At 63.7% G+C, this 23,345-nt stretch carries 21 protein-coding genes and 1 pseudogene; 14 read left to right on the top strand and 8 right to left on the bottom strand.

From position 1 onward, the window contains the following. Positions 1-49: 49 nt before the first annotated feature. The 3 genes and pseudogenes from JHL16_RS17590 to JHL16_RS17580 form a co-directional block, all read right to left on the bottom strand. A pseudogene (locus tag JHL16_RS17590) lies at positions 50-811 on the bottom strand (HlyC/CorC family transporter); the annotation flags it as partial. Between the two features lie 68 nt (positions 812-879). Beyond that, positions 880-2,016: a 3-dehydroquinate synthase gene (gene aroB / locus JHL16_RS17585; protein WP_200186163.1), complete on the bottom strand. Its 1,137-nt coding sequence runs from the start codon at positions 2,014-2,016 to the stop codon at positions 880-882. Beyond that, complete coding sequence (locus JHL16_RS17580) at positions 2,003-2,596, bottom strand: shikimate kinase (RefSeq protein ID WP_200186162.1); 594 nt, start codon at positions 2,594-2,596, stop codon at positions 2,003-2,005. The genes aroB and JHL16_RS17580 overlap by 14 nt, the downstream gene beginning before the upstream one ends. 295 nt (positions 2,597-2,891) lie before the next feature. On the opposite strand from JHL16_RS17580, the gene xerD reads away from it, so the two are divergent. The 3 genes from xerD (at position 2,892) to JHL16_RS17565 (ending at position 5,665) form a co-directional block, all read left to right on the top strand. Continuing rightward, entirely contained in the window at positions 2,892-3,842 is a 951-nt protein-coding gene (gene xerD / locus JHL16_RS17575) for a site-specific tyrosine recombinase XerD (protein WP_200186161.1), read from the top strand. A gap of 62 nt (positions 3,843-3,904) precedes the next feature. After that, positions 3,905-4,858 (top strand): acetyl-CoA carboxylase carboxyltransferase subunit alpha, encoded by a 954-nt coding sequence (locus JHL16_RS17570; protein ID WP_200186160.1) that lies wholly within the window; start codon positions 3,905-3,907, stop codon positions 4,856-4,858. Positions 4,859-4,972: 114 nt separating this feature from the next. Beyond that, positions 4,973-5,665 carry a L,D-transpeptidase family protein gene (locus JHL16_RS17565; RefSeq protein ID WP_200186159.1) on the top strand — a complete coding sequence of 231 codons (693 nt, stop codon included), beginning with the start codon at positions 4,973-4,975 and terminating at the stop codon, positions 5,663-5,665. Positions 5,666-5,672: 7 nt separating this feature from the next. Here JHL16_RS17565 and JHL16_RS17560 read toward each other — a convergent pair whose 3' ends face one another. Beyond that, a complete protein-coding gene (locus JHL16_RS17560; protein WP_200186158.1) occupies positions 5,673-6,428 on the bottom strand; it encodes a DeoR family transcriptional regulator in 756 nt (251 codons plus the stop codon). A gap of 180 nt (positions 6,429-6,608) precedes the next feature. On the opposite strand from JHL16_RS17560, the gene JHL16_RS17555 reads away from it, so the two are divergent. The 3 genes from JHL16_RS17555 to JHL16_RS17545 are packed head-to-tail and all read left to right on the top strand — an operon-like array spanning position 6,609 to position 10,608. Then, entirely contained in the window at positions 6,609-7,997 is a 1,389-nt protein-coding gene (locus JHL16_RS17555; protein WP_200186157.1) for an NAD(P)/FAD-dependent oxidoreductase, read from the top strand. Next, positions 7,994-9,202, top strand: coding sequence for an NAD(P)/FAD-dependent oxidoreductase (locus tag JHL16_RS17550; protein WP_200186156.1), 1,209 nt, complete (start codon positions 7,994-7,996; stop codon positions 9,200-9,202). Before JHL16_RS17555 ends, JHL16_RS17550 begins: the two co-directional genes overlap by 4 nt. After that, on the top strand, positions 9,199-10,608 hold the full coding sequence (locus tag JHL16_RS17545) for an FGGY family carbohydrate kinase (protein ID WP_200186155.1): 1,410 nt from the start codon (positions 9,199-9,201) through the stop codon (positions 10,606-10,608). The genes JHL16_RS17550 and JHL16_RS17545 overlap by 4 nt, the downstream gene beginning before the upstream one ends. A gap of 17 nt (positions 10,609-10,625) precedes the next feature. Here the strand turns inward: JHL16_RS17545 and JHL16_RS17540 are convergent, their stop codons facing one another. Further along, positions 10,626-10,799, bottom strand: coding sequence for a Flp family type IVb pilin (locus tag JHL16_RS17540; protein WP_200186154.1), 174 nt, complete (start codon positions 10,797-10,799; stop codon positions 10,626-10,628). Between the two features lie 227 nt (positions 10,800-11,026). Between JHL16_RS17540 and JHL16_RS17535 the strand changes: the two genes are divergently transcribed. From JHL16_RS17535 to JHL16_RS17520, 4 genes are all read left to right on the top strand, one after another. Continuing rightward, on the top strand, positions 11,027-12,478 hold the full coding sequence (locus tag JHL16_RS17535; protein WP_200186153.1) for a multicopper oxidase family protein: 1,452 nt from the start codon (positions 11,027-11,029) through the stop codon (positions 12,476-12,478). A gap of 83 nt (positions 12,479-12,561) precedes the next feature. Continuing rightward, entirely contained in the window at positions 12,562-14,226 is a 1,665-nt protein-coding gene (locus JHL16_RS17530; RefSeq protein ID WP_200186152.1) for an amidohydrolase, read from the top strand. Positions 14,227-14,299: 73 nt separating this feature from the next. Next, on the top strand, positions 14,300-14,860 hold the full coding sequence (locus JHL16_RS17525; RefSeq protein WP_200186151.1) for a TetR family transcriptional regulator: 561 nt from the start codon (positions 14,300-14,302) through the stop codon (positions 14,858-14,860). After that, positions 14,857-15,201 carry a DMT family transporter gene (locus JHL16_RS17520; RefSeq protein WP_137857638.1) on the top strand — a complete coding sequence of 115 codons (345 nt, stop codon included), beginning with the start codon at positions 14,857-14,859 and terminating at the stop codon, positions 15,199-15,201. The genes JHL16_RS17525 and JHL16_RS17520 overlap by 4 nt, the downstream gene beginning before the upstream one ends. A gap of 20 nt (positions 15,202-15,221) precedes the next feature. Here the strand turns inward: JHL16_RS17520 and JHL16_RS17515 are convergent, their stop codons facing one another. Together JHL16_RS17515 and secA are read right to left on the bottom strand one after the other, a co-directional pair. Then, positions 15,222-15,698, bottom strand: a complete 477-nt coding sequence (locus JHL16_RS17515) for a GNAT family N-acetyltransferase (protein ID WP_246770962.1) — start codon at positions 15,696-15,698, stop codon at positions 15,222-15,224. A 50-nt stretch (positions 15,699-15,748) separates the two neighbouring features. Continuing rightward, positions 15,749-18,487, bottom strand: a complete 2,739-nt coding sequence (gene secA / locus JHL16_RS17510; RefSeq protein WP_200186150.1) for a preprotein translocase subunit SecA — start codon at positions 18,485-18,487, stop codon at positions 15,749-15,751. Positions 18,488-18,865: 378 nt separating this feature from the next. Between secA and JHL16_RS17505 the strand changes: the two genes are divergently transcribed. The 4 genes from JHL16_RS17505 (at position 18,866) to JHL16_RS17490 (ending at position 22,440) form a co-directional block, all read left to right on the top strand. Further along, positions 18,866-19,855, top strand: coding sequence for a peptidylprolyl isomerase (locus JHL16_RS17505; protein ID WP_200186149.1), 990 nt, complete (start codon positions 18,866-18,868; stop codon positions 19,853-19,855). Between the two features lie 44 nt (positions 19,856-19,899). Beyond that, positions 19,900-21,141: a bifunctional glutamate N-acetyltransferase/amino-acid acetyltransferase ArgJ gene (gene argJ, locus JHL16_RS17500; RefSeq protein ID WP_200186148.1), complete on the top strand. Its 1,242-nt coding sequence runs from the start codon at positions 19,900-19,902 to the stop codon at positions 21,139-21,141. A gap of 103 nt (positions 21,142-21,244) precedes the next feature. After that, on the top strand, positions 21,245-21,661 hold the full coding sequence (locus JHL16_RS17495) for an NUDIX domain-containing protein (RefSeq protein ID WP_200186147.1): 417 nt from the start codon (positions 21,245-21,247) through the stop codon (positions 21,659-21,661). 5 nt (positions 21,662-21,666) lie between these two features. Then, complete coding sequence (locus JHL16_RS17490) at positions 21,667-22,440, top strand: 2-keto-4-pentenoate hydratase (protein ID WP_200186146.1); 774 nt, start codon at positions 21,667-21,669, stop codon at positions 22,438-22,440. A 3-nt stretch (positions 22,441-22,443) separates the two neighbouring features. On the opposite strand, the gene JHL16_RS17485 is transcribed toward JHL16_RS17490, so the two are convergent. Next, positions 22,444-23,328 carry a class I SAM-dependent methyltransferase gene (locus JHL16_RS17485; RefSeq protein WP_200186145.1) on the bottom strand — a complete coding sequence of 295 codons (885 nt, stop codon included), beginning with the start codon at positions 23,326-23,328 and terminating at the stop codon, positions 22,444-22,446. Positions 23,329-23,345 lie beyond the last annotated feature (17 nt).

The following is a 23,345-nucleotide window of genomic DNA, read 5'->3' as shown; positions in this document are numbered from 1 at the left end:
GCAGTATAGCAACGCCATGGGTTTCACAAAAATTGCACGATGAGATGGTTTATTCCACCGGCGCCGGGCTTATCCTGAGCGTGGTGATCTGATGCCGGCGCTTGCGCATCACCTCGAAGCGGAAGCCATGGAAGGTGAAGGCCTGGCCGGCATCGGGGATCATGCGCGCCTCATGCACCACGAGGCCGGCGATGGTCGTCACTTCCTCATCCGGCAGGTGCCAGTCGAGGGTGCGGTTCAAATCGCGGATCGGCACCGCGCCGTCGATGATGATCGAACCATCCTTCTGCTTGCGGATGCGCGGACGTTCGGCGTCATGCTCATCGGAAATGTCGCCGACGATCTCCTCCAGCACGTCCTCGAGGGTGACGAGGCCCATGACCTCGCCATATTCATCGACCACCATGGCGAAATGGGATTTGCGCCGCAAGAAGGCGGCGAGCAGGTCCGACACGCGCCGTGTGTCGGGCACGAACCAGGGCGGCTTGACGATCGCCTCGATGGCGATCCCTGACGCATCGCCCTCACGCTCGAGGAGCGAGGCGAAAAGATCCTTCACATGCAGAACGCCGATGATGTTGTCGGGACTGTCTTTCCACACCGGCACACGGCTGTGGCCGCTCTTCAGGACTTCCTTGATGATCTCGTCCGGCGTCGTCGCCACGTCCACCATCGTCATCTTGGTGCGGTGGACCATGACATCGAAGACCTCGAGCTCGGAAAGGTCGAGGACGCCGCCCAGCATGTCGCGGTCCTTCTTGACGACCGCTCCCTCTTTCAGATGCTGATCGATGGCGCCGCGCAGTTCTTCCTGCCCAGTCTGCGACCTGGCGAGGCCCAGCCTTTCCAGGAGACGTTTGAAGCCGCGCTGCAGCGCCGTCATCTTGCCGCTTGTTCCTCCGCGAGGAAGGCTAGCACGTCGCTCTCCTTGATGTCGCGCGCGATGAACGCTTCGCCGATGCCGCGCACCAGGATGAAAGTGAGCTTGCCCGCCACTGCCTTCTTATCCTGGCGCATGATCTCGAGAAGCTTCTCAGGGCCCGGCAGGTCGCCCGGAATATCGGCAAGCCGGGTCGGCAGGCCGACAGAGCGCAGATGCGCCTCGGCGCGCTCGGCGAGGCCCCTGGCGCAGAGGCCGAGCTTCTCCGAGAAGCGGAAAGCCTGCGCCATGCCGATCGCTACCCCCTCGCCATGGAGAAGGCGGCTCGAATAGCCGGTCGCCGCCTCGAGCGCATGGCCAAAAGTATGGCCGAGATTGAGGAGGGCGCGCACACCGGTCTCGGTCTCGTCCTCGGTGACGATATGCGCCTTCATCTCGCAACTCTTGGTGATCGCCTTGATGCGCGACTGGGCGTCGCCGGCGAACAGTGACTGAGCATTGCCTTCGAGCCAGGCGAAGAAGGATGCATCGCCGAGCAGGCCGTATTTGGCGACTTCGGCGTAGCCGGCCGCGAGCTCGCGCTTGGGCAGTGTGTCGAGAAGCGCGATGTCGATCAGCACGGTGCGCGGCTGATGGAAGGCGCCGATGAGATTCTTGCCATGGGGCGAGTTGATGCCGGTCTTGCCGCCGACCGAGGAATCGACCTGTGCCAGCAAGGTGGTGGGAATCTGGATGAAGTCGACGCCGCGCCTGAGGATCGCCGCGGCGAAGCCGGTGAGATCGCCGATGACGCCGCCGCCGAAGGCGATGACGATGTCGCGCCGCTCGATGCCGGCGGCGAGCAGCTCATCGCAGGTCTCGGCGAGATGGCGGTAGCTTTTGGTCGCCTCGCCGGCGGGCAGCACGATGGCGCGCGAGGTGATGCCTTCCGCCGCGAGGCTCTTGCGCAAGGCATCGAGATGGAGGCCGGCGACGGTGCTGTCGGTCACGATGGCGGTGACCGGACGCTTGAGGAACGGCTTGATGCGTTTGCCTGCCTCGGCGAGAAGGCCGGCGCCGATGGCAATCTCGTAGCGCCGCGCGCCGAGCTCGACAGGGACGGTGGTGGCAGGGTGAAGCGCCTCAGCGTTGTTCATTGGTCAGTCGGTCCCAGCCCGGCCAGCGGGCCAGGGTCTTGATGATGGTGTTGACGATGGATGTATGGGCCACATCGCGGCTGTCGACCGTGATATCGGCTTCAGCATAGACGGGATAACGATCGGCGATCAGCTTGCGCATGACACCTTCGGGATCGTCATTCTGCAGGAGCGGCCGGTTGGAGCGCCGGCGCACCCGGCGCATCAGAAGGTCGAAGTCGGCCCTGAGCCAGATCGAGATGCCGTGGGTGCGGATGGCGTTGCGGGTGTCGGCATTCATATAAGCGCCGCCGCCGGTGGCGAGCACCTGGGCACCGTTTTCGAGGAGGCGGGCGATCACCTTGCGTTCGCCGTCGCGGAAATAGGCCTCGCCATGCTTGGCGAAGATCTCCGGAATGGTCTGCCCGGCGGCGACCTCGATCTCGTGGTCGGCATCGACGAAAGTGAGGCCGAGCTTCTCGGCGAGGCGGCGGCCGACCGTCGTCTTGCCGGCGCCCATGAGGCCGACCAGCACGATGGGATGGCCATCGAGGCGCTGACGGACGAGAGCGGTATCCTTGCTGAGCGAGCGGCGGGCCATGCGTGTTGACTATGAGTTTATTGCCTCGCGGGGATAGCGCATTCCAGGGGCGAGGGGAATTGCGGACGCCTCACTAGGAAATTTTATCGCCACATTGTGATTCTGAGATGCCTGAATCACTTGGCGTGGCCGTCACAATCGGGCAAAAGGGCGCCGGGTAGGGAAGGACGTGTCGTGCCTGATACTGTTCGCTTTCTGTTAATCATCGCGTGCTTGGCTGGTGCCGTTTACGGGGCTGCCTGGGGCTTGGCAAACTATCCCCCGGAACAGACCGAGATCGTCAAGGCGCTACCGCATGAAAAAATCAGAGCGCAATGAGAATGGCCGCGATCAGAGGCTGATCGAGCGATTCCTGGAAATGATGAGCGCCGAGCGGGGCGCCGCGCGCAATACGCTTGCCGCCTATGAGCGAGATCTCGAGGCCTATGCGGCTTTTCTCGGCAGCGAAGGAACCGGCCTTCAGAATGCGACGTCGGAACATATAAGGAACTATCTGGCGGCGCTTGCGGCGGAAGGGCTCAAGGCTTCGAGCGCCGCCCGCAAGCTCTCGGCGCTCCGGCAGTTCCACAATTTCCTCTATGGCGAGGGGATCGTGCGCGAGAATCCCGCCACGGCCATCGATGCACCGCGGCTGCGCCGGCCCTTGCCCAAGGTGATGACGGCGGATGACGTTACGACGCTGATTTCCGCCGCCGAAGCCCGGACGCTCCGCCTCACCGGCAAAGCGCGACTCAAGGCGGTGCGGCTCCATTGCCTGCTCGAACTGCTCTATGCCACCGGCTTGCGGGTCTCCGAGCTGGTGGCGCTCAAGCGCCAGGCGGTCGCCAAGGGACCGCAATTCCTCGTGGTGAAGGGCAAGGGCGGGCGCGAGCGCATGGTGCCGGTATCGCACAAGGCGGCCGAGGCGACAGCGGCTTACCTTCGGGCGCTCCGCGAGGACGAAGTGCCGGAAAGCCCCTGGCTGTTTGCGTCCCATGGCGAGGCCGGACACTTGACGCGCCAGCATTTCGCCTTGGAACTCAAAGCTTTAGCAGCCGAAGCCGGCTTGAGCGTGGCGAAGATCTCGCCGCATGTGCTGCGCCACGCCTTCGCCAGCCATCTGCTCGCCGGTGGTGCCGATCTCCGGGCTGTGCAGCAGATGCTTGGCCATGCCGATATTTCAACGACGCAGATCTATACCCATATCGAGAGCGACCGATTGCGGGCGGCGGTCGAAACCCATCATCCGCTGGCGAAGTCCGGTTGACATCCGTAACCGGGATAGCCACTTTGCGCCGCATTCCGGCCAGCCGGCCCTTCTGAGGTTCAATGCACGCATATCTCGATTTTGAAGCCGCCCTCGCCGAGCTCGAAGGCAAGATCGCCGAGCTCAAGGCTATTGCGGGGCCAGAGGCTGCCGTCTCGATCACCGAAGAGATAAAGGCGCTCGAAAAGAAGGCCGCCAAAATCCTTGCCGACCTCTATCAGAACCTCACCCCCTGGCAGAAGGCGCAAGTGGCGCGCCATCCCGACCGGCCGCACACCGTCGACTATATTAAAGAGCTCATCACCGACTACACGCCGATGGCGGGCGACCGGAAATTCGCCGAGGACAATGCCATTATCGGCGGCCTCGGCCGCTTCCGCGGCGAAGCGGTGGCGGTCATCGGCCAGGAGAAGGGCAACGACACCCAGTCGCGGCTCAAGCACAATTTCGGCATGGCGCGCCCCGAGGGCTATCGCAAAGCGGTGCGCCTCATGGAAACCGCCGACCGCTTCGGCCTGCCGGTCATCACGCTCATCGACACCGCCGGCGCTTATCCCGGCATCGATGCCGAGGAACGTGGCCAGGCGGAGGCCATCGCGCGCTCGACCGATTGCTGTCTGGGACTGGGCGTGCCGCTGATCTCGGTGATCATCGGTGAAGGCGGTTCGGGCGGCGCCATCGCCATCGCCACCGCGAATGCCGTGCTCATGCTCGAACACTCGATTTACAGCGTGATCTCGCCGGAGGGAGCTGCTTCCATTCTCTGGCGCGATGCGGCGCGCGCCAAGGATGCGGCGAGCGCCATGCGCATCACCGCGCAGGATCTGAAGAAGCTCGGCATCATCGACGACATCATCGCCGAACCGCTGGGCGGCGCCCATCGCGGCCGCGAGCAGGTGCTCCAGGCCGCCGATGAGGCGATCGCGCGCTCACTGCGCGCCTTTGCCGCCATGCCGGCGGATGCGCTGCGCATGCAGCGCCGCGACAAGTTCCTCGCCATCGGCCGCGATCTTTAGGAAGCGGACTTTTTTATTTTCGCATCGGCTTGTCCGAAAGGTCTGCAACCTTTCGGGCCGATGCTGTGCCCAAAAGCTGCCTTCATTGCCCATCAGTCTCAGCTGATGCGGGTCATGAAGCTCTTGCTTGTCCTCGTTGCCGCCGTCGTGGCGGGATATGCCGTCTATTGGCAATTCAACCGCATGACGCTCGAAGAGGCGCAGCGGACTTTGCCGCAACGCCTCGCCGCCAAGGGCTTCAGTGAGGGCCAGCCGGTGTTCCTGCGCATCTTCAAGCAGGAGGCCGTCCTCGAAGTCTGGATGCGCGACGACAAAGCCAGCTGGCGGAAATTCCAGACCTATCCGATCTGCCGTTTCTCCGGAGCACTCGGTCCCAAGCTCAAGGAGGGTGACCGCCAGGCGCCGGAAGGCTTCTATCAGGTGGCGAGCGAGCAGCTCAATCCGAACAGCCGGCACCATCTCTCGTTCAATCTCGGTTTTCCGAACAGTTTCGACCGCGCGCATGGCCGCACCGGCTCCTATCTGATGGTGCATGGCGGCTGCAGCTCGATCGGCTGCTACGCGATGACCGATCCGTCGGTCGACGACATCTACCGGCTGGTCGCGGCGGCGCTGCGAAAAGGTCAGACGCAGGTCGATGTCCATGCCTTTCCGTTCCGCATGACGGACATCAACATGGCGCGCCACGCGCAATCGCGCTGGATCGGGTTCTGGCGCGATCTCAAGTCAGGCTACGACCGGTTCGAGCGTGAACGGGTCGTGCCGGCGGTCACGGTGGTCGACAGGCGTTATGCCGTCGAGGGTTAGCTCATCCTCATAGCAGGGTCACTCCGGCAGTTTTGAGCGCTGCGCGAACTGCCGCTTCAGGGCTTTGATCGCAGACGAGAATGTCGACCTCGTCGAGGCGGCAGATCAGGTGCGCGGCGCGGCGGGAAAATTTGTCGGCATGCGCCACGACGATGATCTTGCGAGCGTTGGCGCACATTGCGCGCGCGATCGATGCCTCGTCGAAATTGGAGGCGGAGGGTCCGGCGGTCGTGTCCAGTGCGGCGACGCCGACGATCGCGTAATCGACATGAAAGCGGGATATCTGCTCGATGGCGTCGGCGCCCACCGACTCGCCGTTGTCCACGGCGTAAATGCCGCCGATCAGATGCACCCGCGCCTTGCCGGCGCCGCGCGCCATGACATGCGCGATGCGCACCGAATTCGTCACGACGGTCAGATCCGTGATGTCGCTCAGCGCATGCGCGCAGCTCAGCGTCGTCGAGCCTGTATCTATGAAGAAGGTATCGCCACCAGCGATAAGGTTAGCGAGCTTGCGCGCGATCGTGGTTTTCTCACCCGACGCCTCGCCCATCCGCTCGTCGAAAGTGCCTTCGGCGTGCAGTCGCATGCGCCGTGCGCCGCCATGGATCTTCTGCACCGCGCCGCTCTCGGCGAGAAATGCGAGATCGCGACGTACCGTTTCCGGCGAGACACGAAAACTCTCGGCGAGCGTCTCGACGGCCACCTCGCCATCGCGCTCAATCAATTCGACAATGCGAGCCTGACGCGCCTTCGGCTTCACGCGATGTCCCCTTCAACCGGCCCCGGGTGGCCGGCATGCTTCGAGTTACTTTGCTGGAATTGCCCATGTCAACAGCGGATTGGTGAGTTTTTCCAAGAAATGGGCACTATGTTGAAAGAGAATTGACTATCCGGGCAATAATGATCAGAAATCGGGTAAGATTGGCAAGTGGAGAGACCGATGCCGGACCAGCTGTCCGCCCTGTCGGGCCGATTCGACGTTACGGTCGTCGGTGCCGGCGTGGTGGGATGCGCGATTGCACGCCGGTTTGCCTTGAGCGGTGCGCGCGTCGCGGTCATCGAGAAGGCCGTCGATATCCTGGATGGCGCCTCGAAAGGTAATTCGGCGATCCTCCATACCGGCTTCGACGCGCCGGTCGGTTCACTGGAGCAGAGCTGCATCGCCTCCGGGTATGAAGAGTATCTGGCGATCCATAGCCGTCTTGGTCTTCCGCTTCTCCGCGCGGGCGCGCTTGTCATTGCGTGGACGGAGGAGGAAGAAGCGCTGTTGCCGACCCTCATGGAGCAGGCGCGGCAGAACGGCGTTTCCGACATCGAAGCCCTCAGCGAGGCGGCAATGCGCGCGCATGAACCTGGACTCGGGCCTGGTGCGCGCGCCGCTTTCCGGGTGCCACGCGAATATCTGATCGATCCGTGGTCCGCGCCCTTCGCCTATCTGCTGCAGGCGATCGAGAACGGTGCGGAGGTGCTGCGCGGCGCGGAAGTCATCAGCGGGCGGCGTGACGGCGATTGGAGTCTCGAGACGACGCGAGGAACGGTGCGTACCGGCATGGTTGTCAATGCCGCAGGCCTGTGGGGCGACCGGCTGGACGAAAGACTCATCGGGCGCAGCGATTTCCACATCAGGCCGCGCAAAGGTCAGTTCATTGTCTATGACAAGCCTGCTTCCCGGCTCGCAGCGCATATTCTCCTGCCGGTTCCCAACAAGGTGACGAAGGGCGTCGTCGTCTGCCGCACCGCCTTCGGCAATCTCCTCGTCGGCCCGACCGCTGAAGATCAGGATGACCGCGAGCATGCCGTGCTGATGCCCGAGACGCTCGAAGCGCTGAAGCGGCGCGGCGCCGAGATTTTGCCCAGGCTGAAGGATCACACCGTCACGGCGATCTATGCGGGCCTGCGCCCGGCAACCGAGTTCAAGGATTATTGTATCAAGGCGCATGACGGGCTGAACTACATCACCGTCGGCGGCATCCGTTCGACCGGACTATCGTCCGCGCTCGGGATCGCGCTCCATGTCGAGCATCTCGCTCGGCTGGCGCTGACGCCCAGAAGCGCTCCGGCCTGGCCGAAGGTCGCGAATATCAGTGAAACTTGTCCGCGCGACTGGCAGACTGAAGGTCACGGCGGTGTGGTATGCCACTGCGAGATGGCGACAAGGCGAGAAATTCTGGCCGCGTTCGAGGGACCCTTGCCGGTCCGTTCGCTCGCCGGACTCAAGCGGCGCACGCGCGTCACCATGGGGCGTTGTCAGGGTTTCTTCTGCACCGCGGAGCTGTCTCGATTGACGGACGGCCGGTTCGTTCGCCCGATGGCGGAGAGGGCTGAATGAGCCTGCCGCGGGAGACCGACATCCTCGTCATCGGTGCAGGCCCCGCGGGCCTCGCGGCCGCGACAGTGCTCGCCCCTTCGGCGCGTGTGCTTGTTCTCGATCGTGAAACATCCGCGGGCGGCATTCCCAGGCATTGCGGACATTACCCATTCGGATTGCGCGAGTTTCGGCGGCTCCTGAAGGGGCCGGCCTATGCGCAGACATTGGTCAGACGCGCGCAGGCCGCGGGAGTCCACGTCGCCACCGGCGTGAATGTCGTCAGTCTCCTGCCGGGTCCGCGCGTCGCCGTGACGTCCAATGCGGGAATAACGGAAATCGACGCGAAGCTCGTGCTGCTCGCCACCGGCGTGCGCGAAAGCTCACGTGCCCAAAGGCTGATCGGCGGTGAGAAACCGGGCGGCGTCATGTCGACAGGCGCTTTGCAGGGTCTGGTTTATCTCGAAGGCAGACGGCCTTTCCGCCGGCCGGTGATTCTGGGGACGGAGCTGGTATCGTTCTCGGCGATCATGACCTGCGCGCATGCCGGCATTCGACCCGTTGCGATGATAGAGCCCGATCCCCGCGTGACCGCGCGCTGGCCTGCTGCGGTCTATCCTCATCTGAAGGGCATCCCGTTGCATCTGTCGACCGTCATCACGTCCATAGAAGGTCGTGAACGGGTCGAGCGTGTCGTCATCAAGGGGCCGAAAGGCGAAAGCACGATTGAGGCCGACGGCGTCATCGTCTCCGGCCGCTTTCGCCCGGAAGCGACATTGCTGGATGGAAGCGATCTCATTCGCGATCCGGCGACCGGCGGTCCGGTCATCGACAGCTTCGGCCGGTGCAGCGATCCATCCTATTTCGCAGCCGGCAATCTTCTGCGCCCCGTCGAAACGGCCGGCTGGAGCTGGGCAGAAGGTGTTGCCGTCGGCCAGGCGATGCGCGCCGCTCTTGCCGGGCGTCTGCCGCAAGGCGACACATATGAAGTGAAATTGATCGGCGAGGCTTTGGATTGGGTCGTTCCCCAGAGAGTGACCGGGCCGGATGCCGTTGCCTTTGATCGCCTGCAATTGCGGGTGACGCGGTCGGTCGCGGGACGACTGACCGTGAAAGTCGGCGGCAGCGAATATGCTTCGCGAAGGATCGACACGCGCCCGGAAAGGCGCATAACGGTGCCCCTGCCGCCCCGCGCCGGCGCCGTGGAAATCGTGCTGGAGGAAGAATGAGAGCCCTCGCCATCGACCAGGGTACGACGTCGACACGCGCCCTCCTGGTGGATGATGAAGGCATCCGCCAGATCCATGCGATCGAGCACCGCCAGTTCTATCCGGCTGCCAATCATGTCGAACACGATGCCGAAGAGCTCGTGAAAAATCTTCAGGCCTGCCTCGCCGCGGCGCCGGAAGTCGATTGTGTCGGACTGGCAAATCAGGGCGAGAGCTGTCTCGCTTGGGATGCCGCGACCGGCAAGGCCATCACACCGGTCATTGTCTGGCAGGACGCGCGGACGACCGACATTTGTGAGCGACTCAAGAGCGAAGGGAAGGAGGCGCTGACCCTGTCGCGAGCCGGCCTTCCGCTCGATCCCTATTTTTCGGGATCGAAGCTCGGATGGATATTGGCCAATGTTCCCGAGGCGCGCGGACTGCTGGCGGCGAAGCGCCTGAGGCTTGGAACGACGGACGCCTTTTTCCGCGACAGGTTGACGGGCGTCTTTGCCACCGATCCGAGCACTGCTTCCCGCACGAGCCTGCTTAACCTGACCACAGGCCACTGGGACGCGGATCTCTGCCGGCTTTTCGGGGTACCTCCGGAGGCGCTTCCGGAGATCCGCCCCACGACGGGCGATCTCGGTGTGTTGCCGGGCGGACGAGAATTGACGGCCTCGATGGTCGACCAGCAGGCGGCGCTCTATGGCCACGGGGCGCGCAAGCCGGGCGATTCCAAGATCACCTTCGGCACGGGCGCCTTTGCGCTCTGTCTGACAGGCGCGCTGATGTCCGTTCCGGGCGTCCTGCCCACCATCGCCTGGGCGGAATCCGGCAAGCGGCCCGTCTATGCGCTCGACGGCGGGGTCTATGCCGCCTCATCGGCGGTGAACTGGGCCCGTCAGCTCGGACTCTTCACCCGATTCGACGACATCAATCATTTCGATGCCGCGCCGGCCATTACGCGCGGCCTGGCCTTCGTGCCGTCGCTCGCCGGGCTTGCCTGTCCCCACTGGGATCGCTCCGCGAAAGGCGCGTGGATGGGCCTCGCGCTGGACACGAAGCCCATCGATCTGGCGCAGGCGGTGCTGGAAGGCGTCGCGTTCCGTATGCTTGAAGTCATGGACGCCATGGCGAATGCCGCGCCTGGCTCCGCTCCCATCGGAATCGACGGCGGCATGAGCCGCAATCCGTGGTTCTGCCAGTTTCTTGCCGATGTCCTCTCACGCCCGCTGCGTATTTCCGATGAGCCCGAGCTTACCGCGCTTGGCTGCGGGCAGCTCGCCGCGACCGGCGCGGGCGGCGCTATCGAGCGGTCACTGAGTGGGCGTCTTCTCGAGCCGCGCGCGGTGCCAAGGGAATGGTATGAAACCTTTCGCAGCGCCCGGCTCGCTGTTCAAAGCTACCGGCCAGCCAACCCATAATGGATGTCGAAATCTCGTTACGGCTGGACCGTCCCGACACCCGTCGTCACAAGGGAGTAGAGATTGGACAACTGGTCGCCGAGGAGCTGCACCGAGGCCAGAATCGCAAAGAAGATGGCAACCGCAATGAGGCCGTATTCTATGGCCGTGGCGCCGCTATCTTCCTTGAGGAAGCGCACCAGCAGTTTCATAGGCGACCGCATTCTGAGCCCTGGCTCCATGGATTTCAGGTGAACGGAGCCTAGATGAGCCCCCTTCAACCGGGGTTAACGGAAGCGGTCAAATTCCACGCACTTGACCTTGGATAAGCTTCGTTCAGGCGAATTTGATGCGAGCGCTCTGGACCTTCCCATATGGTAAGCCCCAAATAGAGGTGCAGCATGCTCCGCAACTGCCGATCGGATAACAGGATATAATTATGCCCTTGATTTCACGACGTCATTTCATCGCCGCTCTCGGCTCGACGGCGGCCGTCCCGTTCCTCGGCCGGGCCGCCTTCGCGGCCAAGGACGAGACCCAACTCACGGTGGATACGCGCGTGATCGAGGTCAGGGGCAAGGCCGCGAAGGTTTACAGGCTTGATACGGCGCAGGGTAAACAGGGCTTTAATTTCGATGCCGGCCAGTCGCTCCGGCTGTCGCTCACCAACCGCCTCAGCGAGCCGACGCTCGTCCACTGGCATGGCCAGACGCCACCCACCGAGCAGGACGGCGTGCCGATGCTGTCGCAGCCCGAACTCAAGCCGGGCGAAAGCTATTCTTATGATTTCAAGCCACGCGCAGGCACGCATTGGATGCATTCCCATGTCGGGCTCCAGGAACAGAAGCTGCTCGCCGCGCCGATGATCGTGCGCAGCCGCGCCGATGTCGCGGCCGACGAGCAGGAGCATGTGGTGCTGCTGCATGATTTCACCTTCCGCGAGCCCGCCGAGATCCTCGCCGAGCTGAAAGCCGGTGGCGGCGATCACGCCGCCCATAGCGGTGGCGGCATGAGCGGCATGGGCAATATGAGCGGGATGGATCACAGCAAGATGGCGATGCCGGCACCCGATGCGGGCGCCATGCTTAATGACATCACCTTCGACGCCTTCCTCGCCAATGAGCGCACGCTCGACGATCCGGAAGTGGTGAAGGTCGAGAAGGGCGGCCGCGTGCGGCTGCGTATCATCAATGGTGCCGCCGCCACGAATATGTGGGTGGATCTGGGCGGGCTCGAAGGCGAGTTCATCGCCGTCGACGGCAACGAGATCGAACCGGTGAAGGAGAAGGTGTTCCCGCTCGGCATCGCGCAACGCGCCGACATCCGCGTGACGCTGCCCGGCGAAAGCGGCGCCTGGCCCATCCTGTTCCGGCCCGAAGGTCTCAAGCAGCGCACCGGCATCGTCCTCGTCGCGGGCGACGGCACGATCGCCAAGATCGGCGCGGAAGGCGACATGGCGCCGGCGGTCGACCTCGCCATGGAGCTGAGGCTGAGGGCGCTGAAGGGCCTGGCGCCCGAGCCCATCACCCGCGCCGAGATGGTCATGCTGACCGGCGGCGATAAGGACTATGTCTGGGGGCTGAACGGCAAGGCCTCGATGCATGACACGCTGTTCACCGTGAGGCATGGCGAGCGTATCGGCATCATGATGCACAACATGACCACCATGTCGCATCCGATGCATCTGCACGGCCATCACTTCCAGGTCGTCGACATCAACGGACAGAAGGTTCAGGGCGCCATGCGCGACACCCTCCTGGTGCCGCCCAACGCGATGGTGACGATTGCTTTCGATGCGGATAACCCGGGCAACTGGGCTTTCCATTGCCACCATCTCTATCATATGAATGCGGGCATGATGGCAGCCGTCGCTTATGTGAACGCCGCCTGACAGAGCGCTTCCCGCCGAAGTTGTCCGACTTCGGCGAAGAGGAAATCGCTCTAACGAGAAAAACGTTTTGAGCGAGGGCGGGCATGAAGCAGGCCGATATTCTCATCGTCAATGCGCGCGTGCTCACCCTCGACGACAAGAATCCCCGCTGCGACTGCGTGGCGATCGCCGGCAACGAGATCCTGTTCGCAGGCGCCGCGGCTGACGCCCAGGCCTTCCGGCACAAAGGCACCCGTATCATCGACGCGCAAGGGGCGAGTGTGCTGCCGGGCTTCATCGAAGCCCATCTGCATATCTTCTCGGGCGCCGCCGAGCTCGAGATGCTGCATCTGACGGGCGTTTCGGGCTTCGCCAGGCTTTCCGAGCTGGCGCGGGACTATGCGCGCAGCAAACCCGAAATACCGCTCCTGATCGCGCAAGGCGCCGACTACACAATCCTGTCGAAGGACGAGCCGGTGACCCGGCATCATCTCGACCGCATCGTACCCGACCGGCCGTTCATGATGTTCTCGCCCGACCATCATACCGCCTGGGCCAATACGGTGGCGCTCGAGCGCGCCGGCGTCCTGCGCGGCCGCGCGGTTCCGGTCGGCAATGAGATCGTGATGGGATCGGATGGGCTTGCCACCGGCGAGCTGCGGGAAGGGGCCGCCATCGACCCGGTGCGCGCGCTGGGTGGTGAATGCCGCGAAAGGCTCGGTCTCGAAACCGGCGGCGAGCCCGCTGTCACGCCGAGCCCGGCCGAGCGCGCCCATGATCTCGCGACGATGCGGCGCGGGCTCGCCCATTGCGCCAAACACGGCATCACCAGCTTCCACAATATGGACGGCAATTTCTATCAGCTCGATCTCCTTGCCGAGATCGATCGCGCCGAAGGCCTGCCGGTCAGGGGGCGCGTGCCTTTCCATATGAAGAATTTCATGAAGCTTGCCGATCTCGAGAAAGCGAGCGAGATGCATCGGCGCTACCGCTCGGAGCGTCTGCGCTCGGGCTTCGTCAAGATGTTCATGGACGGCGTCATCGATTCCGGCACCGCCGTGATGGCCGGCGCCTATGGAGGGCCTCCGCGCAAGAACGGCGATCCCTTGTTCACGACGGAGCAGTTCAACGAGATCGCCATCGATGTCGACCGGCGCGGCCTGCAGATCGCCGTCCATGCGATCGGCGACGGCGCCGTCAACAGTGTGCTCAACGGCTATGCGGCGGCGGCCAAGGCCAATGGCAAACGCGACAGCCGGCATCGCATCGAGCATATCGAAGTGGTGCTCGCCTCCGATATTCCGCGCTTCGCCGAGCTCGGCGTCGTCGCCTCGATGCAGCCGCCGCATCCGCCCGGCACGATGGGCCTGCCGCTCGAGCCGACGCTGGGCCTCATCGGCGAAGCGCGCTTTCCGCTGGCCTATGCCTGGCAGACTTTGCGCGAAGCAGGGGCGCGGCTTGCTTTCGCCAGCGACTGGCCGGTCTCCGATATCAATGTGATGCGCGGCATCCATGCGGCGGTGACGCGCAAGCCCTGGAAGACGGGACTGCCGGAGCAGAAGCAGTCGCTCGGCGATGCGCTGGCGGGCTATACGCGCGACGGAGCCTATACGGAGTTCATGGAAGACCGCAAAGGCCGCATCGCGCCCGGCCTCCTCGCCGATATCGTGGTGCTGTCGGACGATATCGAGAAGGTGGCGCTGGAGACGATCGACCAGATGACGCCGGCGGTCACCATCTGCGACGGGCGCATCACCTACGAAGCTTGAGTAGCGCTGGAGGGCGGAAGTCGCGTTCCCATAATTCTGGACAAAGAAACCGTCCAGATGGTATGTTTATGCCGTGGCTCTCGCTCATCATCGCAAGAAGGATCCGGCCCAGGTTCGCCGCCAGCTGCTCGACCAGGCGGCGCGGCTGTCGGTTCGGGAGGGGCTGGCCGGTGTCAGCCTGCAAGGGGTGGCGGCCGCCGCGGGTGTGACCAAGGGCGGGCTGCTCCATCATTTCCCCTCGAAGCAGGTGCTGATCGAGGCGATGTTCACCGATTTCCTCGCCGCGCTCGACCGCGATATCGACGAGCTGATCGCGGCGGACGGTGAGAGGCCTGGCTGCTTCTCCCGCGCCTATGTCGAGGCCATGTTCCGCCAGGGCGATGTCGGCGTGGACAGTTCCTGCGCCGTGCTCGGCATTGCCATGCTCACCGATCCGCGCCTCAGGGAGCTGTGGGCCAAGTGGCTCGCGGCGCGTCTCGACCGGCATCGCGCAACCGACAGCGCGCCCGAGCTCGAGGTCATCCGTTATGCCGCCGATGGCGTGTGGCTCGCCGATTTCATGGAGGTGCGGCCGGCCAACCGGGCCGAGCTGCGCAACCGCCTCATCACCGTAACAAGAAGTGTGCCGTCATGAATCCGCTGGTCACCGCCTATGGCCTGCTGCTCGTCGCCATCGCCGCCGAAGTGGTGGGCACGTCGCTGCTTGCCGCCTCGCAGCAATTCACCCGCCTGTGGCCGACGCTGGGCACGATCGCTGCCTATGCATTGGCCTTCTATCTGCTGTCCTTCGCGCTGCGCGTCATGCCGGTCGGCATCGCATATGCGATCTGGAGCGGGCTCGGCATCGTGCTGGTGTCGGCCGTGGGCTTCGTCGTGCTGCGCCAGTCGCTCGATCTGCCGGCGCTGATCGGCATCGGCTTCATCATCACGGGGGTGGTCATTATCAACACCCTGTCGCACTCCGTCACGCATTGAAACCGCTGGGCCTTAAGTTCTCAGGCCAGTTGAAGCCGCATGCCGCGGTGACTGTCCTTGAAACCATGGTTCTCATAGAAGCGCCGCGCGGCGAACCGGGTTTCGTGGACAAATAGCTCGATCAGACAACTGTGCCGTCGGCGCGCCTCGCCGATCGCCCAATCGAGCATATGGTGCCCGATCTTGCGGCCGCGATGGTGCTTATCGACACGCACATCTTCAATGAGAGCACGCTCGGCGCCCTGATGGCTGAGGCCAGGGATGAAGGTCATCTGCAGACAGCCGAGGAGCCCGCCATCGGCCGCTTCGGCGACGATCACGAGGTTTCGTTTGTCCGCGACGATCTCATCGAATGCCTTGAAATAGGCCTGCGAAAGCGGTTCGGAAAGATCTTCGCGGTCTCGCCCGAGCTCATCGTCGGCGAGCAGGCGCACGATTGTCCGGATATCCTCCCGCCGCGCCGGACGGATGTGCACTTCCCGAAGCATGTTCATCATGAACGCTCACTGGATACACGACCGCGCCCGGACGCGAGGGTGATCAACCCTTACGCATAGGCGCCGTGGCAGTGCTTGTATTTCTTGCCTGAGCCGCAGGGGCAGGCGTCGTTGCGGCCGACCTTGCCCCAGGTCGCCGGATCCTGCGGATCGACCGGCTGCTTGCCGGCCTTGCGCTGAGGCTCCTGCCCGAAGACGATGCCTTCGCCGACATCGTCCTGGCCGGTCGTCGCATCGATATGATGCGCCTGCATCGGCGGCAGATCGTCCTCGTCGGGAAGCAGATCGTCGTCATCGTCGCCGGGACGGCTCTGCAGCTCGACGCGCATGATCTGGCCGGTGGTCAGCTCGCGCAGATGGGCGATCATCGCCTCGAACAGCGTGAAGCCTTCGGTCTTGTATTCGTTGAGCGGATCGCGCTGGCCATAGCCGCGCAGATGGATGACCTGGCGCAGATGCTCGACGGTGACGATATGCTCGCGCCAGAGATGGTCGAGCGTCTGCAGGATCACCGCCTTCTCGACCTGGGTCATCACCTCGGGCGTGTAGGTCTCGCGCTTGCGCGCATAGAACTCATCCGCCGCCCGGGTCACGCGCTCGCGGATCTCCTCATCGGCGATGCCTTCCTCCTTCGCCCATTCATCGACCGGCAGGTCGAGGGCGATGGTCTCGCGCAGCTTCTCGCGCAGGCCCGCCGCGTCCCATTGCTCGGCATAGGCGTTCTCGGGGATATGGCGGGCGACCTGATCGTCGATCACCTGATGGCGCATATCGTCGATCGTCTCCGGCACCTCTTCGCCGCGCATGACGCCGATACGCATCTCGAAGATGACCTTGCGCTGGTCGTTCATCACATTGTCGAACTTCAGCAGGTTCTTGCGGATGTCGAAGTTGCGCGCCTCGACCTTCTGCTGCGCCTTTTCAAGGGCCTTGTTGATCCACGGATGGACGATGGCCTCGTCCTCCTTGAGGCCGAGCTTCTGCAGCATCGAGTCCATGCGCTCGGAGCCGAAGATGCGCATCAGGTCGTCGTCGAGGGAGAGATAGAACAGCGAGCGGCCGGGGTCACCCTGGCGGCCGGAACGGCCGCGCAGCTGGTTGTCGATGCGCCGGCTTTCATGGCGCTCGGTGCCGATGACGAAGAGGCCGCCGGCCTTCAGCACTTCTTCCTTGTTGCGCTCGATCTCGGCGCGGATCTCGTCCTCGCGCTTCTGGCGCTCGGGGCCGGGCGGAATATTGCCGAGCTCGGCGGCGATGCGCATCTCGGCATTGCCGCCGAGCTTGATGTCGGTGCCGCGGCCGGCCATGTTGGTGGCGATGGTGACGGCGCCCGGATAGCCGGCCTGGCCGATGATCTGGGCTTCCTGCTCGTGATAGCGGGCATTCAGCACATTGTGCTGGACGTTCATGCTCTTCAGCATGCCGGAGAGAATCTCCGACTTCTCGATCGAGGTCGTGCCGACCAGCACCGGCTGCTTGCGCTCGCGCGCTTCCTTGATGATCTGGATGATCGCTTTGTATTTTTCCTTGGCGGTGCGGTAGACCTCGTCGTCCTCGTCCTTGCGGCCGACCGGCATGTTGGTCGGGATTTCGATGACGTCGAGCTTGTAGATGTCCATGAACTCTTCCGCCTCGGTATTGGCGGTGCCGGTCATGCCGGCGAGTTTTTCATAGAGGCGGAAATAGTTCTGGAAGGTGATCGAGGCGAGCGTCTGATTCTCCGGCTGGATGGCGACATGCTCCTTGGCCTCGAGCGCCTGGTGCTGGCCATCGGAATAACGCCGTCCCGGCATCATGCGGCCGGTGAACTCGTCGATGATGATGACCTGATTGTCCTTGACGATGTAGTCCTTGTCGCGCTGGAAGATCTTGTGGGCGCGCAGCGCCTGCTGCACGTGATGCACGACGGTGACATTTTCGGCGTCGTAGAAATTCTCGCCCTTGAGCAGGCCGGCCGCGCCGAGCAACTGCTCCATATGCACGTTGCCCTGTTCGGTCAGTGTCACGGTGCGCTGCTTTTCGTCGAGCTCGAAGTCGCCCTCGACGAGCTGCGGCAGGAAGGCGTCAATGGCAATATAGAGGTCGGACTTGTCGTCGATCGGACCGGAAATGATGAGCGGTGTTCTCGCCTCGTCGACCAGGATCGAGTCGACTTCGTCGACGATCGCGAAATTATGGCCGCGCTGCACCATCTCCTCGAGATGGAATTTCATGTTGTCGCGCAGATAGTCGAAGCCGAGCTCGTTGTTGGTGGCATAGGTCACGTCGGCGGCATATTGCTGGCGGCGCTCGGCGTCGGAGAGGCCGTGCACGATGACGCCGGTGCTCAGTCCCAGGAAGTTGTAGACCTGGCCCATCCACTGTGCGTCGCGCTGGGCGAGATAATCGTTGACCGTCACCACATGCACGCCCTTCTGGGTGAGCGCATTGAGATAGACGGGGAGGGTGGCGACCAGGGTCTTGCCTTCGCCGGTCTTCATCTCGGCGATGCAGCCTTCATGGAGCACCATGCCGCCGATGAGCTGGACGTCGAAATGGCGTTGGCCGAGGGTGCGCTTGGCCGCCTCGCGGACGGTGGCGAAGGCCGGCGCCAGAAGCTCGTCGAGCGGACGGCCATTGGCCAGCTGCTCGCGGAATTCGACGGTGCGGGCTTTGAGCGCCTCGTCGGACAGGCCGGTGAGGCTCGCCTCCAGAGCGTTAATCTCGGCGACGCGGGCGGCATATTTCCCGACCTTGCGGTCATTTGAGGTGCCGAAAATCCGCGACGCGATCGAACGCAGTCCTAGCATATTATGTCTTTCCTTCGGAGCGGGGCGCTGTCGCCGACGCAAGTCTCGGGCCGCCTTTTAATGAAATTGGCGCCTCCGGGCAATTGCCCCGAAGCCTGAAATGAATTTAACGAAGCCGGCGGCCTGGCTCGGTCAAGCCCATTTCAGGTAGTCGGTCTCCCCAAGGACTTCAATGCGTTGCATCAAGGTCACAGGGCGTAAATGTTCCAAATCCCCCCTTGAAGTTGACGTTTAATGCGACCATTGTCCGCGCCGCGTTACAACGAATTAGGGAAAATCAGGCCTGGAGGCGGCTTATTCTTGCCGGATTTGACCGCCAATGAGCTACCATCGCGGCAAGGACGCCGCCCGGTGCCAAGACCCCTGAATGGGAATCCGATGCTGATGATTCAGAAATTCACCAAATTCGCCGCCTTGTCGGCGGTGTCCTTCCTGCTTTTGACACCGGCCCATGCGCAGGTGAAGGAAGACAAGACGGTCGCCATCGTAAACGGCCATGAAATCAAGGTCTCCGAGGTGGAAATGGCGGCGGAGGACATTCTCGGCCAGCTGCCCGATATTCCACCGAAGCTGCGTTATCCCTATATCGTCGAATATCTGGTCGAGCGTCATCTCCTGGCCCAGGCGGCGGTCAAGGAAGGCATTGCCGATTCGGACGAATATAAGCGTCGTCTCGCGCTCTATCAGGCCAAGGCATTGCGCGATGCCTATTTCGCCCAGACGATCGTTCCGACCGTCACCGAAGACGAGATGAAGAAGGCCTATGAAACCGAGTCGGCCAAGGTCGCCCAGACCGAGCGCGTCCGGGCCCGGCATATCCTCGTCGCCACCGAGCAGGAAGCCAAGCAGATCCGTGCCCGCCTCCAGAAGGGCGAGAAGTTCGAGGATCTCGCCAAGCAGTACAGCACCGACGGCTCGAAGGAATATGGCGGCGATCTCGGCTATTTCACCGCGCCCGAAATGGTGCCGGAATTCTCCAAGGCCGCCTTCGCATTGAAGCCGGGCGAGGTGTCGCAGCCGGTCAAGACCGATTTCGGCTGGCACATCATCAAGCTCGAAGACCGCAAGATGGGCGGCGCCCAGCCCTATGACCAGGTGAAGACGGCGATCCGCAACATCCTGCTGCGCAAGAAGACGCAGGAGAAGATCATCAAGCTGCGCATGGAGTCGAAGGTCGAGCTGAAGGATCCCGATCTGGCGAAGTTCGCCGAGGAAGCCCGCAAGCTGCGCCAGAAGGCGCTGCAGCAGAAGCAGGGCGGCGCTGCGCCCGCCGGCGGCGATCAGCCGGACGCAACCGACGCGCCGGGCCTTACCGGTGATGAACCCGCGACAGGCGGCGGCAAATCGGATATGCAGGCGCCGCAGTAACCACACGCGACGGCTTCGCGCGATGACTTTCGGGGAGGGGAAGAATGGCCAGCAACGTCCGGTCGCCATTGGCGCCGGAGCAATTTCCAGTGGTTCCTCCCCTGGACGGCGTCACCTTCGCGGTCGCCGAGACGGGCATACGTTATAAGAACCGTCCCGATGTGCTTCTGGCGCTTGTGGCGCCCGGCACGTCCGTCGCCGGGGTTCTGACCACCTCCAAATCGCGCTCGGCGCCGGTCGACTGGTGCGCCGAGAAGTTGAAAGGCGGCGCGGCGCGCGCCCTCATCGTCAATTCCGGCAACGCCAATGCCTTCACCGGCAGCGCCGGAGTCAAGACCGTGACCGCGGTCGCCAAGGCGCTCGGCGCTCAGGCCAAATGCAAGCCGGCCGAGATTTTTCAGGCCTCGACCGGAGTCATCGGCGAGCCGCTCAACCCGGCGCCCATCGTCAAGGCCCTGCCGCAGCTCTTTGGCGCCTTGCGCGCCGATGCCTGGGCGGACGCCGCGCGCGCCATCATGACGACCGACACGTTCCCCAAAGCGGCCACCCGCAAGGCGCGCCTGGGCGACGTCACCGTCACGCTCAACGGCATCGCCAAGGGCTCGGGCATGATCGCGCCCGACATGGCGACGATGCTTTCCTTCGTCTTCACCGACGCGGCGCTCCCGCCCAAGATCCTGCAGAAGCTCCTGAGCCGCAGCTCTGCCAAGAGCTTCAACTGTATCACCGTCGACGGCGATACCTCGACCTCCGACACGCTGCTCGCTTTCGCCACCGGCACGGCCGGCCCGGCGCTGAAAGGTCTCAAATCCGACGCCGATCCGCGGCTGAAGGCTTTCGCCAAGGCGCTCGATGATCTGTGCCAGGACCTGGCGCTGCAAGTGGTGAAGGACGGCGAGGGTGCGGAGAAACTGATCGAGATCACCGTCGCCGGGGCCGAAAACGACAAAGCGGCGCGCACCATCGGCATGGCGATCGCCAATTCGCCGCTGGTCAAGACGGCGATCGCCGGCGAGGACGCCAATTGGGGCCGCATCGTCATGGCGATCGGCAAATCGGGCGAGAAGGCGATCCGCGACAAGCTCAAGATCTGGATCGGCGGCGTGCAGCTCGCGAAGAACGGCATGAAGGCGCCCGACTATCGCGAGGCGGATATCATGCCGCATATGAAAGGCCGTTCGATCGTCATCAAGGCGGATGTCGGCGTGGGCAAGGGCCGGGCCACGGTGTGGACCTGCGATCTCACCCACCGCTATATCGACATCAACGGCTCCTATCGCAGCTGATGAGCGGCCTGCCCCCAGATCACGATCAATTCAGGTCGATTCGACCTGAATTGATAAACGTGATCGTTATCCTTAATTTAGCGCGTGATCGGACGGAAAACCGGTGCCCACTTTTCCTGATCACGCGCTAGTTCTCGTCGCGGCCGTCGCATTGGTCGACGCCGATGGCCGCGTGCTCATCGCCAAACGGCCGGAAGGCAAGGCGATGGCCGGCATGTGGGAATTTCCGGGCGGCAAGGTCGAAGCGGGCGAGCGTCCGGAGCTGGCGCTTATCCGTGAGCTCAAGGAAGAGCTTGACATCGATGTCACCGAAGCCTGTCTGGCGCCCCTCACTTTCGCCAGCCACGCTTATGAAAAATTCCATCTGCTGATGCCGCTTTATGTGTGCCGGCGCTGGAAGGGCATGGTGACCGCGCTCGAGGGCCAGGAGCTCAAATGGGTGAAGCCCAACCGGTTGCGCGAGCATCCGATGCCGCCCGCCGACCTGCCGCTGATCCCGCATCTCATCGATCTCTTATAATGCCGATGAGCGGGACCGCGGCCGAAGTCCTCGCTCGCCAGCGGCTTTCGCTTTCACCGATCGATCTCGATATCGCTCTGCGCCCTGGAGACGAAGCGGCCGCTTACGCGCTACAAGCCGAGACGAACGATCTCATCGCGCAGAAGCTGGGCGCCCTTGTCGGGCACAAGATCGGCTGCACGACGCCGGTCATGCAGAAATTTCTCGGCATCGGAAATCCCTGCGCCGGCCGCGTCTTCGCGCAGACGGTATTTGGAGCGCATGCCGAAATTGCCCGCCCGCACTATCGCAAGCTCGGCGTCGAATGCGAAATCGTCGTCGAGATCGGGACGGACATCGAGCCGGGTCGGGACGACTACACGCCGCAAACACTTCTGCCTCATGTCGGCGCCGTCATGGCGGGTATCGAGATCGTCGATGATCGTTATGCCGACTATCGCACGCTCGGCGCCCCCACGCTGATCGCGGATAATTTCTTCAATGCGGGGTGCGCGCTCGGGGTGCCGGTGACGCAATGGCGCGCCTTCGATCTGGCAGCGCTCGCGGGTCATATGCGCATCAATGGCAACGAGGTCGGGCGCGGCACCGGCGCCATGGTGATGGGACATCCCCTCGCGGCGCTGGCCTGGCTGGCAAACCAGCGGAGCGCCGAAGGGTTGCGGCGCGGCGAATTCGTGTTCCTCGGCAGCCTTGTCGAGACCAAATGGCTGAATGCGGGTGATGTGGTGGTGATCGAAATCGCCAGGCTCGGGCAAGTGAGCCTGACCGTCACCGATTGATATTCAATCCAGTTTGTCTTCTAGCTTCACTTCCTGTGTCTTGAGCGCATCGGCCAGGCGCGCTTTGGCGCTGCCCGGGCGCAAGGGTTGCTGCTGCGATGCATGCGGCGCCCAGCCGATCGCCCAGGCGGTCTCGACGGTGGCACGCACGCGGCCGTCGGGATCCGAGAAGCGCGCATCGTAAAGAGCGGCGGCGCGGGCGAGGAGGCTCGCCGTCACCGGCCGGCGGGCGCGCGCCTTCAGAGAATGCTGCAGGCCCAGCGCCTTGATCTCGCGCATGAGCGACAAACCGTCCTTGTACCTGACCGTCGTCTGGTCGAGATCGACGGCGGGCAGCGCGAAGCCGGCACGCTGCATCAGGGCGCCCACGTCACGCAGATCGGCGAAGGGCGCCACGCGCAGGCTGGCGCCGCCGGTGAGTTCGGCTTCCGCCGCGAGCCAGGCTTCGCGCAATTCGACCAGCGTGCGGCCGGCAAACAGGCCACCCAGGAAAAGTCCGTCGGGCCGAAGCGCCGCGCGGAACTGGGCAAGGCTCCCCGGCACGTCGTTGACGCTGTGGAGGCCGAACAGGCTGATGATGCAGTCGAGGCTTTGGGGCGCGAGCGGCACCGCCTCGTCGTCGAAGACGAAATCGATGCCGGGGCCAGGCGCCGGTGCCGCGGTGATGATGCGGCCGAGCCGGCTGAGGCCTGAGAGAAGGGCCCTGATCTCGCCGGCGGCGGGACCGAAGATCAGCGTCGACTTGAAGTCGCGCAGGATCAGGCCGAGCCGGCTTTCGACCTCGGCCGCCAGCGCCTGGGCATAGAAGGCGGGGCGCGTCGGCGCGACGCGCGCCAGATGGCGGCGGCGGAGGGCCTTGTCGAAAAGCTGGGGCAGGTCGGTCGTCATGGCGCGGAACGTAGTCG

Source organism: Taklimakanibacter albus (genome assembly GCF_016595235.1).
Taxonomy (GTDB): Bacteria; Pseudomonadota; Alphaproteobacteria; order Rhizobiales; family Aestuariivirgaceae; genus Taklimakanibacter; species Taklimakanibacter albus.
This window is presented reverse-complemented; position numbering and strand designations above follow the sequence as displayed.